Below are 16,781 nucleotides of genomic sequence, written 5' to 3'. Positions count from 1 at the left end.
GGGCTTGTGTTTATATCAGATATCATGCTGCCTGTTATTCACCGGCCAGCGCATCGCAGAACGCTTTGCCGTATGGCGGCAGGTCCGGCGGGCGGCGTGCGGAGATGATGTGGCCGTCCACAACGACAGGCTCATCCTTCCAGATAGCCCCGGCGTTCTCCATATCATCACGGATACCCGGTGTGGAGGTGACTGTTACACCTTCAAGAATTTTGGCGGAGATTAAGACCCAGCCGGCATGGCAGATCTGGCCAATCGGCTTCTTCGCAGTATTGAAATCCTGCACCAGCTTCAGCACTGCGCTGTACCGGCGGATTTTGTCGGGAGCCCAGCCTCCGGGAACAAGGATGCCGTCATAGTCGGCTGCCTTCAGCTCGTCCCAGCTGTATTCAGCAGTGGCCGGAACGCCGTATTTGCCGACATACGTCTTCCCCTTCTCAAGGCCGGCCAAATGAACCTCGGCCCCTTCCTCGCGGACGCGGTATACGGGATACCACAGCTCAAGATCTTCAAATTCATCGTCCACCAGCGCAATCACTTTTTTACCAGATAGTCTCATTCTGTACAGCTCCCTTCGGCTTAACTTCCTGATATCTATGTCATTCTATCAAAAGAGACAGTTGAAGTCACATTTCGATATGGAAAATACTAAAACTATTACCAATTAAAACATGATATGCTAACTAGCAGGGATTCAGGGGAATGAGGTAGAATACTAGAATAGGGAAAAGCCAATACTATGCGTTTTTAAAAGATCATTCTGAGGTGTGGGAGATGTATAAGGAACAATTAATGAAGAAGTCTTGCGGCTGCGGCGGGGTCATGACCATACATATGCATACGCTAATTTATAGTGCGAAGATCAAAATTACTCATGTCCCTGTATATACCTGCGGGCAATGCGCCCGCTATGAGCCCTTGACGGCGATTAAGCGTGACCTGGGTCTGCTGATCCGGGAGCTTGGAGAGCGCCCTGCGGGCAAGCTGCATCTGTCCTTTGCGGACCGCAATGAGTGGGCCAGTGTGCTGAAGGATACGCTTTCTGCGGGCTTGTTTGCCGGCGGCTTGCCGGAACTGGAGGAGGCTATCCGCAAGGCTATGCAGAGCCGGATTGATCTGCTGCTGGATGTATACCGCACGGCGGCGGATCTGTCCGACAAGAAGTGGATGGAAGAGATCGGTCTGCGGCTCTCCCAGTTGACTGCCCAATCGGCAGAAAGTGCCAAATAAAGAGCATTTTTTGACATTTTGAAAAAAAGTCTGCAAAAACAATGAAAAACTTTCAGCGAATGTTGGATTTTTCACGCGCTTTTTGATACGATAGAGAAAGCATACGGAATTATTGAAATTTTAAGGGCTTTCAACTGGAAGCTATTGGAGAATCAGGAATTGGCGGAAGGCGTTAAAGCCGCGCCAGAACTGGCGTTTCAACCTTTGAAAGAAATTTTGAAAGGAAAATGAAGCGTTATCATTGCACAATTGTACAAAGTGTCGTATCATAATTTTAATTAGTCGAACGATAAAATTTATCGCAATGGAGAGAGTAATTTGACGGTAACCATTTACGATGTAGCTCGAGAAGCAGGCGTATCTATGGCTACGGTATCACGGGTTGTGAATAATAACCCCAACGTGAAACCGCAGACCCGGAAGAAGGTTTTTGAAGCGATTGAGCGTTTGGGCTATCGTCCGAATGCTGTGGCGAGAGGTCTCGCCAGCAAGAAAACGACAACCGTAGGGGTTGTTATCCCTGATATCTCAAACTCGATTTTTGCGGAAATTGCACGCGGGATTGAAGATATTGCCAATATGTATCATTACAACATTATTCTCTGCAACGCTGACAAGCGCAAAGAGAAAGAGATTCGTGTCATTAACACACTGCTTGAGAAGCAGGTGGACGGGCTGCTGTTCATGGGCGGAACCGTTACGGAAGAGCATATTCAGGCGTTCCAGACCTCTGCTGTGCCTATCGTGCTCTGTGCGACCCGCGATGAGAAGGGGACGTATCCATCCGTGGATATCGACCACGAGACGGCTGCATTTGATGCAGTGAATACGCTGATCCGCCATGGACACCGTGAGATCGCCATGATCAGCGGCACACTGCAGGACCCTGCGAACGGGTATGCCCGGTTCCACGGCTACAAGAAGGCGCTGGAGGCGGCAGGTATCGAGTATCAGGAGGATCTGGTACGCATCGGTAACTATCGTTACGAATCCGGTGTCGAAGCTATGAAGTACTTCCTGGGTCTGAAGAAGAAGCCGACGGCTATCTTTGCCGCTACTGATGAGATGGCGATTGGCGCCATTCACAGCATCCAGGATGAAGGCCTCAAGGTGCCGGATGACTTCTCGATTATCAGTGTAGACAACATCCGGATGGCTTCGATGGTTCGTCCGCTCCTCACTACTGTAGCACAGCCCATGTATGATCTCGGTGCTGTAGCGATGAGACTGCTGACGAAGCTGATGAAGAAGGAGACGGTTGAGAATCCGCGGGTTATTTTGCCGCATGAGACCATTCTTCGTCTATCTGTCAACCATGTCAACAAATAAAATTAGTATGTTTAGCTCGTGAATATAGGTTTCATAAGAAGCTCCTTCGGGAGCTTTTTATGTTTGCGGGCATAAAGTTCAAGGGGGATATGAAATGAGCGGTGTTCTGGGTCTGATTGGTGCAATGGATGAAGAAATCAAGCTGCTGCTGGAAAAGATGGAGAATCGGCAGACCACAGTGAAGGCCGGAATTACCTTTTATGCAGGGACAGTGTTCGGGAAGGCAGCCGTGGTCTGCAAATCAGGGGTAGGGAAGGTGAACGCCGCCGTAACTACCCAGATTCTGCTGGACAGCTTCGACGTTGAGCAGGTGCTGTTCACAGGAGTAGCAGGAGCGCTGCATCCTGAGCTGAACATCGGGGATATTGTTATTTCATCCTCCTGCATTCAGCATGATATGGATGTTACAGCGCTTGGCTATGCCAGAGGGGTGATTCCGTATCAGGAGATCTCTGTCTTCCAGGCAGATCCGCTACTGGTGAAGTTAGCAGAAGAGGCCTGTCAAGAGCTGGGGCAGAAGTCTGTAACAGGCATCGTGCTGTCCGGGGATCAATTCATTGCCAGCAGGGCGTCCGTAGCTAAGCTGCGTGAGCAGCTGGGCGGGGCCTGCGCAGAGATGGAGGGCGCGGCGGTCGCCCAGGTCTGCTATATGAACGGGGTCCCTTTTGTAATCGTACGTTCCATGTCAGACAAAGCAGACGGCTCAGCCCATATGAATTACAGTGAGTTCACCGTAACGGCCTCGCAGCATTCGCATGCCATTCTGGAGCATATGCTTAAGGTTATGTAACCTGCAGGCAGGCCGCCTGAATTAATACATAAACCGCTGTCTGAAGCGCACCCGGTCGAAGGTCTCGCGGGAGGACAGCGGCACATCCCGGCCCATACGCACCATAAGGCAATTGGCCGGATGCGAGCAGATCTCCGGGTCATCGGTGGCATACCACACCATATCTACCGTCTTCATCAGCTTCTCCATCATCTGGCGGTACTCCCATACACTAAGGCCGCTCCCCTTGAGGTCCCAGTGCCAATAATATTCGGTAGTGAATACAATGCAGTTCTCCAGCTGTCCCTCTTCAAAAGCGCTTGAAACCAGCAGCTTCGCAAGGCCGCTTCCGCGATACTCGTCAGCTACTTCGATGGCTCCCAGTTCAATCAGATCCTCCATCCCGCCCTGCGACCATAACTCCAGTTCATCCGGGTAATGAAAAGTAACATAGCCCACGATAACGTCTGAGACCACTGCTGCCACGATACGCCCTTCAGGTAAGCCGGATATCTCGATCAAGGCTTCAAACTGCTCCTGCGGCTTACGGAAGGCGTCCAGATCGCGGTGCATGCTTAAGGTCTGAAGCGTTTCGGGAGTTAAGGGTCCACGGACAGAAATCAGCCGGCCTTGATGCTCTATGGTATGGGATACAGGGATTTTATGGTGCTCCATGCTTGGGCTCCCTTCCAGTTCACTATAATATGGAATGTAACCGCTTCCTGTGATATACTGATTCCGACACGGAATATTCACATTTAGAGCATTGACGGAATTAATAGAATTAGAGGGTACCCTTAAAGCTTAAAGCAAACCAGTAGGGGAGGCAAGAGTAATGGGGCAAGTTCAAGGCGAAATTTTACCGGGCCGGGTGCAGCATTCGAATATGGAGGATTATTCCCGGGCAGTTGAGGAATTCCGGTGGGAGGATGTCGAGCGCAGCTTCTCCTGGCATGGGACCGGCAAGGTGAATATGGCACATGAAGCGATAGACCGTCATGTCGAGGAGGGGCGGGGGGCTGCTACAGCACTGATCTACAGCGATGCGGTGCGTGAGGAGCGGTACACCTTCGCCGACTTACGGGAACGGTCGAATAAGTTCGGTAATGTACTGCGCAAATACGGAATCGGCAAAGGAGACAGGGTGTTCATCTTCATGCCGCGTACCCCGGAGCTGTATTTTAGCCTGCTCGGCATTCTGAAGACGGGAGCAGTGGCAGGCCCGCTGTTCGAGGCGTTCATGGAGACGGCGGTCAAGGACCGTCTGGAGGATAGCGGAGCGGTGGCGCTAGTAACCACACCTGAGCTGCTGCAACGGGTGAAGCGGGAGCAGCTTCCTGGACTGCGCCATATCTTTGTGGTAGGAGCTTCTGCTGCTGAAGATTCAGGGCTGCTGAACTATGAAGCGGAAATGGCTGAAGCGTCTGCCGAGCTGGAACCGGAATGGCTTAGCCTGGAGGATGGTCTGATTATGCATTATACCTCCGGTTCAACAGGAAAGCCCAAAGGCATCTACCATGTGCAGAGAGCCATGATCCAGCACTATTATACAGGCAAGGTAGTTCTGGATCTGCGGCCGGACGATGTATACTGGTGCACGGCCGATCCGGGTTGGGTGACCGGAACCTCTTATGGGATATTTGCCCCTTGGCTGAATGGAGTAGCCAATGTAGTCCGGGGAGGCCGATTCAGTCCGCTGGATTGGTATAAGACGATTGAGCGCTTCGGGGTGAGCGTATGGTATAGTGCGCCTACGGCGTTCCGCATGCTGATGGGAGCTGGCAAGGAGACTCTGGAGGGGATCGATCTAAGCAGTCTGCGTCATGTACTGTCTGTAGGCGAGCCGCTGAACCCGGAGGTTGTGCGGTGGGGCGACAAAATCTATCAGCAGCGGATTCATGATACGTGGTGGATGACCGAGACGGGAGCGCAGCTCATCTGCAACTATCCCGGAATGGACATCAAGCCTGGCTCCATGGGCCGGCCGCTGCCGGGGATTGAAGCAGCTATCCTTGATGACCGTGGCAACGTACTGCCGCCGTATTCCATGGGCAATCTGGCCATCCGCACCCCCTGGCCTTCCATGATGGCCAAGGTGTGGAATAACCAGGCTAAGTACGAGGAATACTTCCGGATTCCCGGATGGTATATCTCGGGGGATTCGGCTTACATGGATGCAGACGGCTATTTCTGGTTCCAGGGCCGGATTGATGATGTGATCAATTCCTCCGGGGAGCGGATCGGGCCCTTCGAGGTCGAGAGCAAGCTGGTGGAGCATCCGGCTGTGGCAGAGGCGGGAGTAATCGGCAAGCCGGATGTCATGCGCGGAGAGATTATCAAGGCTTTCATCTCGCTGCGGGATGGATACAGTCCAACCGCTGAACTGAAGGAAGAGATTGCGGCATTTGTCAAAGCAGGCCTGTCTGCCCATGCAGCACCGCGTGAAATCGAGTTCAAGGATAAGCTGCCCAAGACCCGTTCCGGTAAAATTATGCGCCGTGTACTGAAGGCCTGGGAGCTGCATCTGCCGGCAGGCGATTTATCTACCATTGAAGACTAGGCAGAATTACAAGTGGAAACGTCTTTGGCGTCCTATTAAAGGACGGTACCGTTTCGGCGAGAAATAGAAGGATAATGTACAGTGTGAAACATATACATTCTTATATTTAAAAAAAGCCCGTTCCCCTTATTCCGGGGAACGGGCTTTTGAAGCTTAAACTGAAGTCCGTCTGCCTAGCTTAACGTCCGGAGTTGCCTGTAGCGTTAGTGGCGGTACTGCCTCCGGCATTGCCGCTGGCATTGCCTGCAGGCTTCCCGCCGGTATTCCCGGCGGCATTCCCGCCGCTGGTTCCGCCCGCTGCGTTGGTACCGCCTAAAGGAGTTGAATCATCAACGGCAGGCGGCTGAATAATGATCATGCCAGGGTCCTCAGTACTGTCCGGAATGATTCCGGCGTCCGGTGTCGGTTCAGCGCCTGGGGTCTGTTCCGGAGTAGGCGTAGGCTCCGGTGTCGGCTTAATGCCGCCAGCCACACTGCCGGAAGCAGTCTCATGTCCGGCTACGTCTACAGCAGCCACATAGAAGGTAGCATTAGCGCCTGCCGGAGTCCCCGGCCTGAAGACGGTACTCTCTCCAGCCGCGAGAACGGCCTGCTTCTGGAAAGACCCGCCGTTCAGGGAACGGTAGAGGCGGTAGCCGACAACATCAGGCGAACCGCTTGGAGTGAACGTAACTACAGCCTTGCCTGTACTGTAGGAAACCATGACTTCACCGGGGGCACTTGGCCCGTTTCCGTCATCGACCCGCGGATCGACCTCGGTCGGATAGTCGGTCTTGGCATCCTGCGGCATGTAGTACGCCAGGGATTCATGTGATTTCATTGCCGGGAAGGCGGCCAGCAGCTCTTTGACCAGCTCCTGAATCGGCTTCTCGCGCTTGACTACGATCTTCTCCTTCAGGAAATCCTCAGGAGTTCCTTCCAGAGGGATGTAGTTCACCCCGTTATAAGTGATATATTTAGCATTGGAGATTCCGTCGTCGCTCTCCTTGGGAACAAACTTCGCGTTGAACAGGTCCGTTGTGAATCTGTCCGTCAGCTTGGAAGGCTTCTTGCCGCTGTATGCCGAGACTGTCGCCTTGACGATGCCCTCCGGCTGGGCGAATTCCTTCGTGGTGAACAGCTCGGGACGTTTATCAATCACTGTATTCATTACCTTGGTCCACAGAGTCTGCGCCTGGCGCTTCTGGGTATCCCCCTGAAGGGTATTGACCTGCTCTTTGTAGCCCACCCAAATTCCAAGGGTGACATCCGGGGAATAGCCCATGAACCAGACATCCCCATAGTTCTGGGTGGAACCGGTTTTGCCGACAATCGGAACTTCCTTGAAATGCTTGTAGTTCCTCTTCACTGTAGTTGCTGTTCCGTCAGTAATTACGGTGCGCAGCATATCCGTCATCAGATAAGCGGTCTGCTTGGAGAAGACCTGCTCCGGGTTAACTTTATGCTGGTAGACGATTTTACCCTGACTGTCTACGATCTTCTCGATCATATAAGCATCATTGAAGGCACCGCCGTTACCGATGGAGGAGTAAGCATTGGTCAGCTCTTCCACGGATACCCCGTACTTCAGACCCCCGATAACCCCGGTCTGAGCGCTATAGTCATTGTCTTGGATGGTGGTAATCCCCAGCTTCTTGGAGAAGGCCCAGGCCTTCTCAATGCCCACCTTGTCATTGAACAGCTTCAAGGCCGGAAGGTTCAGGGATTTGTTCAGGGCATATCGGGCGGTAACCAGACCCTGATAACGGTTGTTGGCATTCTTGGGAATGTGGTAGCCTTTGCCTCCGTCCTTCATGACAATCGGCGCATCATCCAGAATGCCGGCAGGCTGAATGAGCCCTGCATCCAGGGCAGGCAGGTACGCTGCAATCGGCTTCATGGTGGAGCCGGGCTGGCGGACCATCTGGGTAGCGTAGTTCATCTGCTCGATGTTGAAATCGCGCCCTTCAATCATGCCGAGAATCGCGCCCGTCTTATTGTTGATCATCATACCGGCCGTCTGTTCTTTGCCTCTGGCCTTGCTGTCCTTGGTGAAATTACTGCTGTCATCCGAGATGCTGTGCATCGCGCTGTACACTTTCTTGTCTATGGTGGTGTACACCCGGTAACCGCCGGTCATCAGCTGCTGGCGGGCTTCCTCCAGAAGCTGGGCGGAATCGGCCGCAGCGGCCGCCTTGTCTGCCGTACCCTGGTTCAGCTTCAGCAGGATCTCGGACGCTTTGCGTTCGGTCTCCATCATGAGATAAGGGAAGGTGGCATAGGCCTTCTTGGTATGCGGTGCAAGAGAGCTCTTGATGTCAAAGAGCAGCGCCTCGTCGTACTGGGAAGTGGTGATTTTGTTCTCCTCCAGCATCCGCCGTAGGACCAGCTTCTGGCGGTCCATCGCCCGGCCGAAGGCCGTCTCGTTGAATTCGCCTACGCCGTTGAACGCGGAATACTTGGAGGGGAGCTGCGGCAAGCCGGCGAGATACGCCGCCTGGGCCACGTTCAGCTTCTCCAGATCATCCAGGCCGAAGATGCCTTTGGCGGCAGCTTTGATACCGAATACATTATAGCCGTTGGAACCGTTCCCGAAAGGAACCTTATTTAAATAAGCCGTTAAAATCTCCTGTTTGGACAAGAAGCGTTCCAGCCGCAGGGACAGCAGGATTTCCTTCACCTTGCGGTCTTCTGTGCGGTCCAGGTTCAGGAACACGCGCCGTGCAAGCTGCTGGGTCAGGGTACTGCCCCCGGTCTGAACGGATTCGTTCAGTACCTTTTGCTTGACGGCCCGCAGGGTGCCGCTGAAATCCACCCCTTTATGATTGTAGAAATTATTGTCCTCTATAGCGAGAACGGCATCAATCACAAGCTGCGGAATATCGTTGAATTCAATAAGTCTGCGGTCTTCTTCTGTGCGGAGCTGGCCGATCGGCTGTCCGTCACTGAAATAGGCAAAGCCGGTAATGGCGTTCAGCCCAACCTGCTGCTGGATTAGTTCTTCGGGCCGGACCGGATCGTCCTTCACTATTGAAGTGACGTAGCCGGCTACAGCGCCGCCGGCGAACAGGCAGCCGAGTATACCGAGTATGAACATCCACTTCACAACTGAACCGAACCTGCGGAGCCAGGATCTGCGCGGTGGACGCTGTTTTGCGGTCTTCTTTTTCTTCTCCTCAACCATCGACGATAATCCTCCTTTTAACGGAACTATTATAGCACAATTTGGCGATTTTGAATGCGCTTCTGCCGGAGAGGATTTTTAAGATCCCCACAAAGTGGGGACTTCAGCTTCTTATCATAAAAAAAGCTCCCGGATAGAAATCCGGGAGCTTTGATCAGATTCCGCTGTAAGCGAATCTTAACGGTTATAGAACTCGACGATTTGCTTCTCATCAATATCCTGGGACAGCTCAGCACGTTCAGGCAAACGGATGTATTTGCCTTCGAACGATCCGTCAGCATATTCCAGGTAAGCCGGAAGATGGTTGCGGTTCTCGAGAGCTTCTTTGATCGAAGTCATAGCGCGGCTTCTTTCGCGGAGTCCGATAACGTCGCCAATGCTTACACGGAAAGAAGCGATGTCGACTTTTTTGCCGTTAACGGTTACGTGGCCATGGGATACCAACTGGCGTGCGCCTGCACGGGAGTTAGCGAATCCAAGACGGTAAACCAGGTTGTCCAGGCGGCTTTCGAGCAGGAACATGAAGTTTTCGCCCGCAATACCCTGAAGCTTTTGTGCCTTAGTGAAAAGAGTTTTAAACTGCTTTTCGCCCAGGCCGTACATGTGGCGCAGTTTTTGTTTTTCCAAAAGCTGCATTCCGTAGTTACTTACTTTTCTGCGTTGGTTAGCGCCGTGCTGTCCTGGTGGGAAAGGGCGTTTCAGGTCTTTGCCTGTACCGCTAAGGGAAATGCCCAGACGGCGGCTGAGTTTGAATTTAGGTCCGGTGTAACGTGCCATATTATAGTAGACTCCTTTTAATGAAAAAATGTATTGTAGGGCCTATTTGCGCCGCAATTCGTATCCGTGAAAGCGTTAAATGGTTTCACACTGCCGAGGGAAGTTCAGCCGCTGCCCTGACAGTAACGAAATGCGTAGAGGGTGACACAACGTTACGCCCAATAAGACTTGTTACAGTCTTGTTCAACAATAAATATTATATGAAAATGACAGGCAAAGTCAAGCGCAACTTAAAAGAGTTTTTGTCTATCTTTGTCGTTAGTTCTTTGGTCCTAAAAAAAATCCCGGTTTTGCGGAAAATATAATGCAATACCTCAAGAAAGGGAGTAAAATATAACTAATTGGATGTTATCGGAAAACTGTGATTTCAAAATATCCTGACTATAATTACGCTGAATTGGTAATGTCTCTACAATAGAATCAGGAGGCTGCTCCGGTCTGGCCTGATTGAAGATGCAAAGGAGGTCCTCTTTATGTCAGAGCAGGAGGCATACGGCCATAAGGATCGGGACGGCCGTATGCTGTTACAGGACATGAGGCAATCGGGCGGAGAGTATGAAGATCCCGCCGCCTGGCTGAAGGAGACGGATATCGTGTCTCACGATTTCCCCTACGCTGCCAGCTTGATTGCCGAGAGTTTCAGGGAATGGCAGGGACAGGGAGTCCCCTCCTTCGCGAAGACCTGGAACTGGTGTGTGCTGAATTATGAAGGTGATTGGATTGAGCCCGGCTCTGAATTCCGGCAGGGGCGCTGGAGAGCAGAATGGGAAGAAGCGGCGGCAATCTGCCTGCAGACAGGCGGGATGTATGCTGCCGAGGTCCAGGAGGAAGGACAGGCTTATTCACTTCTGGCTTTGCCGGTATTTACGCGCGGGCACCGGGAAGTATTTGCTGTGCTAGGCTGCAGAATGCCTGCGGAGCAGTATGAGTTAGGAGGGCAGCATACGGCTGAAGCTATGTCGATGCATTTCCAGACCTGCTTTTATCACCGGTTTGAGCATGTGTTTGTCTCGGATCTTGCGGGGATTCATCTGCATGCCGAGCGTGAGGGCAGCCGCCGTTCGCTGCTTTTTCAGATTGTCCAGCGCATGCATGACAACATTGATGTAGACGCCGTGCTGACGGAAGTCATTGACAGTATTGCTGCGATGTATCCGGGAGCGCGGCTTGACTTGTTCATGTCCCAGGACCATCGCAGTACGCATCCTCAGGTCAAGCCGCTTCCGCTGACATGGGCAAATAATGATGTCTGTGCCCGGGCCTTCAAGGATGGGCGGGTTACGCTTCATACCGGGAGAGAAGAGAACGGGACAGTGGAGGTAGGGCTTCCGCTCGGCGGCAAGCAGGGGGTATACGGTGTGTTTCATATGATTATGGACAAGGCGTCCTTCCATGAGCTGGATCTTAGCTTCCTGACCATGGTCGCGGATACCGCCGGTACAGCCTTTGAGAATGCGAAGCTGTACGAACGCTCCAATCAGCTGATCAGGGAGCTGCGCATGAGCAATGAGCTTACGCAGCGGCTGAATCAGAGCCTGAGGCTCGGCGATATTTTCCAGTTTGCTTTTGAAGAGCTGCTGGATATGTTCGAGGCGGATTATTGCTGTATTCTCCATATGAATGAAGAACGCGGCGGGCTTGAGGTAATAGCCTGCAATTATCTGCCGCTGCTGGGTGAAATATTGGATGGCAATCAGGGACTCGGCAGTAAGGTGTACGCTACGGGAGAGCCGCTGCTGCTCTCCGATTACAAGTATGCTGTAGGGCAGACTTCAACGCTGATGGATGCTACAGGCTCAGAGTCGCTGATCGCAACTCCGCTGAATGTGGGCGGGGAGGTACGGGGAGCCATTATGCTGGCGCATAAGCAGGCCCACTTCTTCTCCTATGACAGCTACAGGCTGCTGCAGGCGATGGCCGGTCATATCGGGCTGGCTGTCGGAAATGCGAGGCTTCATGCCGAGGTGCGCCGCCTGGCGAACCGGGATACGCTGACCGGACTCTTCGCCCGCCACTATCTGGATGAAGAGATCAAGCAGCGGCAGTCCAGTGATTTTTGCGGAACTCTGATTGTGGTGGACATTGACCAGTTCAAGATGGTGAACGATACCTATGGACACCAGAAGGGGGACAAAATCCTGAAGCAGGTCAGCGACATCGTGAAGACCTCGATCCGCCAGGGGGACGTCGCCGCCAGATGGGGCGGGGAAGAGCTTGCGGTCTATCTGCCTCAGCTTGGAGTGCAGCAGGCCGTATTCGTAGGGGAGCGTATCCGCAAGCGTGTGATGGGAGAGACAGAGCCGCGTGTGACCGTGTCCTGCGGGGTCGCCGAGTGGAGCTGGACCGATGACCGGGTCAGTGTCGAATCTCTTTTTTACCGGGCGGATATGGCGCTCTATGAAGCCAAGAACAACGGGCGCAACCAGGTAGTGATCGATAACAAAACCACAGAGAACAATTCGAAGAATCCTTGGGCTTAGGCCTTAAGGATTTTTCTTTTTATGAAAGCAACTGAATAGACATCGAAGCTAAAGCGTCACCTTGTGAGGGGGTTTTGCGTCATCCGGCGTATAAGCCCGGCATTCAGGGAGACCCTAGGTAGAATGCGGGTACACTCTACTTTTTGCGGAAAGGGCTTGATGGCCATGATGAACTTACGGCGCATCCGTACAGGATTTCTTGTACTTCTGATGCTCTCTGGTCTTGTATCCAGCGGGTGCACAGTGATGAAGGACAAGCCGGCTGCGGAGGACTTGAATCTGGTAATGGCGGGGATGGATGGCACTGACGGGGTGTCCTTTGAAGGAGCGGCTGCGCTGCTGATCGACGGGAAGACGGTACCGGAATCTTCACTCTACTATGGAGGGAAGGTGGCGGATCACAACCAGATCACTCTCTATTCGCTCTTGCCGGATGGGGGACAACCTGCACCTGCGGCAGAGTCCGGTCCGCATTCTCTTAGGCAGGGCTCGGGTGATGCACCAGTCTACTATACACGTATGGTGAAAGAAGACGGGAAATGGACGATGAAGCAGGCTTCTCCGGCTCTGGACGGCAGCAATCCGCTGGAGGCGCTGAATCCGCTGCGCCAGCTGGAGGAGCTGGAGAAAATGGGCAAGACGGTGACGGAGGAAGCGGGCAGTGCCAGAGGGACCCGTGTACTGCGGATTGAATTAACGGAAGCAGAGGCGCGCAGACAGCTATCGGCAGAGCTTGCGCAGAAGATGCAGGCAATCAAGCCGGCTGCCGGGGAAGACGCTGCTGTGCCTGCTGACACTCATGCTAAGGCACTTGCGGCTAAGAGCGCACTGTGGGAACAGAAGCAGACAGAGCTGCAGCAGAGGCTGAACCAGGCGGATATCCGCACGGTCTATTATCTTAAGGTCGACCCGAAGCGGAATCTGCCCACCCGGCTGACCTCGAACCGCACCCTCACCTATCCCGGCAAGGCCGGAGCGACCACGGAAGAGGCTTATATTACGCAGGTGGATTTCTACGGTTATAAGTGAGCGGTTTCCTTCCCGCAGGTGGCTTGCGCTCTATGACAGGCGTGCTACAATATAACGGTATGTTTATTTTCAGCAAGAGGAAGGAAGAGAGAGACAGATGAATGATCCCCGGATTCAAAAGCTTGCGGCGAACCTTGTAGGTTACTCCGTAAACGTACAGCCCGGCGAGAACGTGCTCGTCGAAATGATCGGCAGTGAACGAGATTTGATCAAAGCCGTTGTGGAGGAAGTGGGGAAAGCCGGAGGCCGTGCATTTGTGCAGCTGACCGACCGTACCGTTCTGCGCAGTATGCTCAAATATGCAACACCTGAAGGAATCAAAACCTGGGCGGAGATCGACTTGAACCGCATGAAGCAGATGGACTGCTATATCGGCATCCGTGCCGGTGAGAACGTCAATGATCTGTCCGATGTGCCGGAAGAGAACATGAAGCTCTATAATTCCCTGTATTCCCACCCGGTACATAGCGAGCAGCGCGTCAAGCACACCAAATGGGTGGTGCTGCGTTATCCTAACGCCAGTATGGCTCAGCTCGCCAACACGAGCACAGAGGCCTTTGAGGACTTTTACTTCGAAGTCTGCAACCTGGATTATGCCAAAATGGACAAGGCCCAGGATTCGCTGGCTGAGCTTATGCGCAGAACCGACAAGGTGCGTATATTAGGTCCCGGAACGGACCTTACGTTCTCCATCAAGGGAATCGGGGCGGAGAAATGCTCAGGCCAGAAAAATATCCCGGACGGAGAAGTGTACAGCGCACCTGTCCGCGATTCCGTGAATGGAACGATCAGCTATAATGCCGCATCGATCTATAACGGGGTGACCTTCGAGAATGTGAAGTTCACGTTCGAGAACGGGCGGATCGTAGAGGCTGCCAGCAATGATACCGCACGACTGAATGAAATTCTGGATTCCGACGACGGCGCGCGCCATATCGGTGAGTTCGCCATCGGCTTCAACCCTTATATTCTGCATCCGATGAAGGATATTCTGTTCGATGAGAAAATTGCCGGCAGTCTGCACTTCACACCCGGCCAGGCTTATGATGTAACGGATAACGGAAACCGTTCGTCCATTCACTGGGACCTCGTGCTGATTCAGCGACCTGATTACGGAGGCGGCGAAATTTACTTTGACGATGTGCTGATCCGTAAAGATGGAATTTTTGTGGTGCCGGAGCTGGAAGGTCTGAATCCGGAGAACCTGAAATAAAATGGTACAAGAGCGGTGATTCCAAAAGCACGCAATGCCTGTTTCCAAGAAACACCTTGCGTGAGTAAGCGGATTCAATGTATCATGGAATTGGTAACAAGTGAATATAAGTTTATAATCAAGTTGCGGAGGGATTCCTATGTCCAACAATGCGGCAATCGTGGATATTGCACAGACAGCAAGCCAATTTAATTCATCTATCGTTCTTCAAGCGGACAACAAGTACATTGATGTGAAGAGCATCCTGGGCTTGTTCACTACTCTGGTATCCAGCCAAAGCTACGAGCTGCATGTACATGGCACAGATGCCGAGGAAGCTAAGAAAGCCATGAGCGAAGTTTTTGCCAAACACAATCTGAATTTTACAGTAGTAGCAGAGTAATTCCATTTTCTTCTCGGACGTCCGGCCTTGCGGCTGGGCGTCTTTGCTGTGCAGCGGGGGGATTTTGCAGGAACTTCAGGAATAACCCAAACTGAAATCTTGTATTAGGTCCTAATTTCGACTAATATTAAGAATAATAAGCATTAGCAGCTGTAACTTTTGGACATGGGGGGGAAAATGCATGACTTCATCGGATTTGCAGGAACAGCTCAATATCAAAGCAATCAATCTTCTTCAAGAAGATGCCGATAAAATTCAGAAGCTCATTGAAGTACAGATGGAGAATTTGGCAACCCGTTACTGCCCTCTCTATGAGGAAGTGCTGGATACCCAGATGTACGGCTTCTCCAGAGAGGTCGATTTTGCGGTCAGAGCGGGGCTGGTGCCGGAGCTCACAGGCAAGCAGGTGCTGAGTAAGCTGGAACGCAATTTGGCTGTTCTGTATGAGGCACTGAATAAGAAGGCTGAGGAGCGGGAGATGTAAGTCCCGGTCATCAAGTGGGAGCGGCTATATTTTCAACAAAACGCACATGACAGACCCGGGGGTCAATCATGTGCGTTTTTTTATAATTATTTATAAGTTTCGGGGCCCCCGCAAAGTACCTGAGTAATCGTCGAAGCAAAAGCATCACTTTGTGGGGTTGTTTCAGACCAGATAAAACGATACGCCGAGAATCATGTAAACTGCTAGCAGCAGGAGACCTTCATACCAGTTGGTTGCGCCGTCCTGAATAATCGATTTGGCGATGAACACCGATACGGCTATAGCTACAATCTCAATCGTGGTGAAGACAATCGACATGGTGTTGCCCATGAAATAACTGGCGAAGATCAGCACAGGGGCAACGAACAGGGCGATCTGCAGACTGCTGCCTACGGCGATCTCGACTGCGGCTCCAATCTTGTTCTTCATGGCGAGCATAATGGCAGCGCTGTGTTCTGCGGCGTTACCGATAATCGCTACGAGGAATGCACCGACGAACAGCTCGCTGAAGCCGAAGCGTTCGGTGAGCGTCTCCAGCGTTCCGACCAGCCATTCACTGACGAAGGCGACCATCACGGTGGCAAGGACGAGGTAGAGGATTGAGCGGTTACGGGACCAGACTGGAGCATGCTCATTGGGCAGCTCTTCCGCCGTATCGTCCGTAACATCCGCCAGGTACTTCTTATGTGTGATCATGGAGAAAACCAGCCAGGCGAGGTAGGCTGCAATCAGCAGGCCGGCGACGACAAGGCTCAGTACATTGGTGTCTTTCTCGGTGATGGAATGGGTGTTGAAGAACATGGCCGGGACGAACAGGGCGATGACCGCAACGATCATCAGTGAGCCGTTTAGACCGGCGAGCGTGACATTGAAGTTCTGAACCTTGAACTTCATGCCCCCGGCAAAAATACTCAGTCCGAGGACAAGCAGCAGGTTGCCGATGATGGAGCCGGTCAGACTCGCTTTGACCATGTCAAACAGTCCTTCCTTGACCAGGAAGAAGGCGATGATCAGCTCGGCCGCATTGCCGAAGGTTGCGTTCAGAAACCCTCCAAGCCGCTGTCCGGCGTAGTGGGCTACACTCTCAGTGGCCCTGCCGAGGAAACCGGCCACGAAGATGACCGAAATGGCAGACAATATGAACTGAAGGGTATGATCCCAGTTCGCGTAATGCCCGGTGGCGCTGAGGATAAAGCTGATGACCAGCAGCGCCGGTGAGATCCATTTTTTCAAAGGTAAGCACTCTCCAGTCTCTTTATGTAGGTTGAATTCATAATCAATATACCCAAATTGTTCCTGGCTGTAAACGGGGGTGAGAGAAAGTCATTTGCTTTTTAGCCCGCTTTGGAATTACAATAATTGATA

At 52.5% G+C, this 16,781-nt stretch carries 14 protein-coding genes; 9 read left to right on the top strand and 5 right to left on the bottom strand.

The window, feature by feature from the left end; all coding sequences use genetic code 11:
* Positions 1-34: 34 nt before the first annotated feature.
* Positions 35-559: a type 1 glutamine amidotransferase domain-containing protein gene (locus tag NSU18_RS06290; RefSeq protein WP_341148546.1), complete on the bottom strand. Its 525-nt coding sequence runs from the start codon at positions 557-559 to the stop codon at positions 35-37.
* 233 nt (positions 560-792) lie between these two features.
* On the opposite strand from NSU18_RS06290, the gene NSU18_RS06285 reads away from it, so the two are divergent.
* The 3 genes from NSU18_RS06285 (at position 793) to NSU18_RS06275 (ending at position 3,349) form a co-directional block, all read left to right on the top strand.
* Complete coding sequence (locus tag NSU18_RS06285; RefSeq protein ID WP_341148545.1) at positions 793-1,230, top strand: hypothetical protein; 438 nt, start codon at positions 793-795, stop codon at positions 1,228-1,230.
* Positions 1,231-1,548: 318 nt separating this feature from the next.
* Positions 1,549-2,559 (top strand): catabolite control protein A, encoded by a 1,011-nt coding sequence (gene ccpA, locus NSU18_RS06280; protein ID WP_036695017.1) that lies wholly within the window; start codon positions 1,549-1,551, stop codon positions 2,557-2,559.
* Between the two features lie 94 nt (positions 2,560-2,653).
* Positions 2,654-3,349, top strand: coding sequence for a 5'-methylthioadenosine/adenosylhomocysteine nucleosidase (locus NSU18_RS06275; protein WP_341148544.1), 696 nt, complete (start codon positions 2,654-2,656; stop codon positions 3,347-3,349).
* A 21-nt stretch (positions 3,350-3,370) separates the two neighbouring features.
* Here NSU18_RS06275 and NSU18_RS06270 read toward each other — a convergent pair whose 3' ends face one another.
* Positions 3,371-4,003 (bottom strand): GNAT family N-acetyltransferase, encoded by a 633-nt coding sequence (locus tag NSU18_RS06270; RefSeq protein ID WP_341021129.1) that lies wholly within the window; start codon positions 4,001-4,003, stop codon positions 3,371-3,373.
* Positions 4,004-4,163: 160 nt separating this feature from the next.
* Here NSU18_RS06270 and acsA point away from each other — a divergent pair, with 160 nt between their 5' ends.
* Positions 4,164-5,888 carry an acetate--CoA ligase gene (gene acsA, locus NSU18_RS06265; protein WP_341148543.1) on the top strand — a complete coding sequence of 575 codons (1,725 nt, stop codon included), beginning with the start codon at positions 4,164-4,166 and terminating at the stop codon, positions 5,886-5,888.
* A gap of 178 nt (positions 5,889-6,066) precedes the next feature.
* Here acsA and NSU18_RS06260 read toward each other — a convergent pair whose 3' ends face one another.
* Together NSU18_RS06260 and rpsD are read right to left on the bottom strand one after the other, a co-directional pair.
* Positions 6,067-9,051, bottom strand: a complete 2,985-nt coding sequence (locus tag NSU18_RS06260; RefSeq protein WP_341021133.1) for a transglycosylase domain-containing protein — start codon at positions 9,049-9,051, stop codon at positions 6,067-6,069.
* A gap of 177 nt (positions 9,052-9,228) precedes the next feature.
* Positions 9,229-9,828 (bottom strand): 30S ribosomal protein S4, encoded by a 600-nt coding sequence (gene rpsD, locus NSU18_RS06255; protein WP_341021135.1) that lies wholly within the window; start codon positions 9,826-9,828, stop codon positions 9,229-9,231.
* A 473-nt stretch (positions 9,829-10,301) separates the two neighbouring features.
* Between rpsD and NSU18_RS06250 the strand changes: the two genes are divergently transcribed.
* From NSU18_RS06250 to NSU18_RS06230, 5 genes are all read left to right on the top strand, one after another.
* Positions 10,302-12,308, top strand: coding sequence for a sensor domain-containing diguanylate cyclase (locus tag NSU18_RS06250; protein WP_341148542.1), 2,007 nt, complete (start codon positions 10,302-10,304; stop codon positions 12,306-12,308).
* Positions 12,309-12,473: 165 nt separating this feature from the next.
* Positions 12,474-13,337: a hypothetical protein gene (locus NSU18_RS06245; protein ID WP_341021140.1), complete on the top strand. Its 864-nt coding sequence runs from the start codon at positions 12,474-12,476 to the stop codon at positions 13,335-13,337.
* Between the two features lie 97 nt (positions 13,338-13,434).
* Positions 13,435-14,550, top strand: coding sequence for an aminopeptidase (locus NSU18_RS06240; protein WP_341021142.1), 1,116 nt, complete (start codon positions 13,435-13,437; stop codon positions 14,548-14,550).
* A gap of 139 nt (positions 14,551-14,689) precedes the next feature.
* Entirely contained in the window at positions 14,690-14,932 is a 243-nt protein-coding gene (locus NSU18_RS06235; RefSeq protein WP_036695008.1) for an HPr family phosphocarrier protein, read from the top strand.
* A 181-nt stretch (positions 14,933-15,113) separates the two neighbouring features.
* A complete protein-coding gene (locus NSU18_RS06230; RefSeq protein WP_036695007.1) occupies positions 15,114-15,416 on the top strand; it encodes a YlaN family protein in 303 nt (100 codons plus the stop codon).
* A gap of 162 nt (positions 15,417-15,578) precedes the next feature.
* On the opposite strand, the gene cax is transcribed toward NSU18_RS06230, so the two are convergent.
* Entirely contained in the window at positions 15,579-16,649 is a 1,071-nt protein-coding gene (gene cax / locus NSU18_RS06225; protein ID WP_341021144.1) for a calcium/proton exchanger, read from the bottom strand.
* Positions 16,650-16,781: the final 132 nt, after the last annotated feature.

The sequence above is a fragment of the Paenibacillus sp. FSL H8-0048 genome, assembly GCF_038002825.1.
In the GTDB taxonomy this organism is placed as follows: Bacteria; Bacillota; Bacilli; order Paenibacillales; family Paenibacillaceae; genus Paenibacillus_AQ.
Note: the sequence above shows the minus strand (reverse complement) of the source record. Positions and strands in the feature narration are given on the sequence as shown.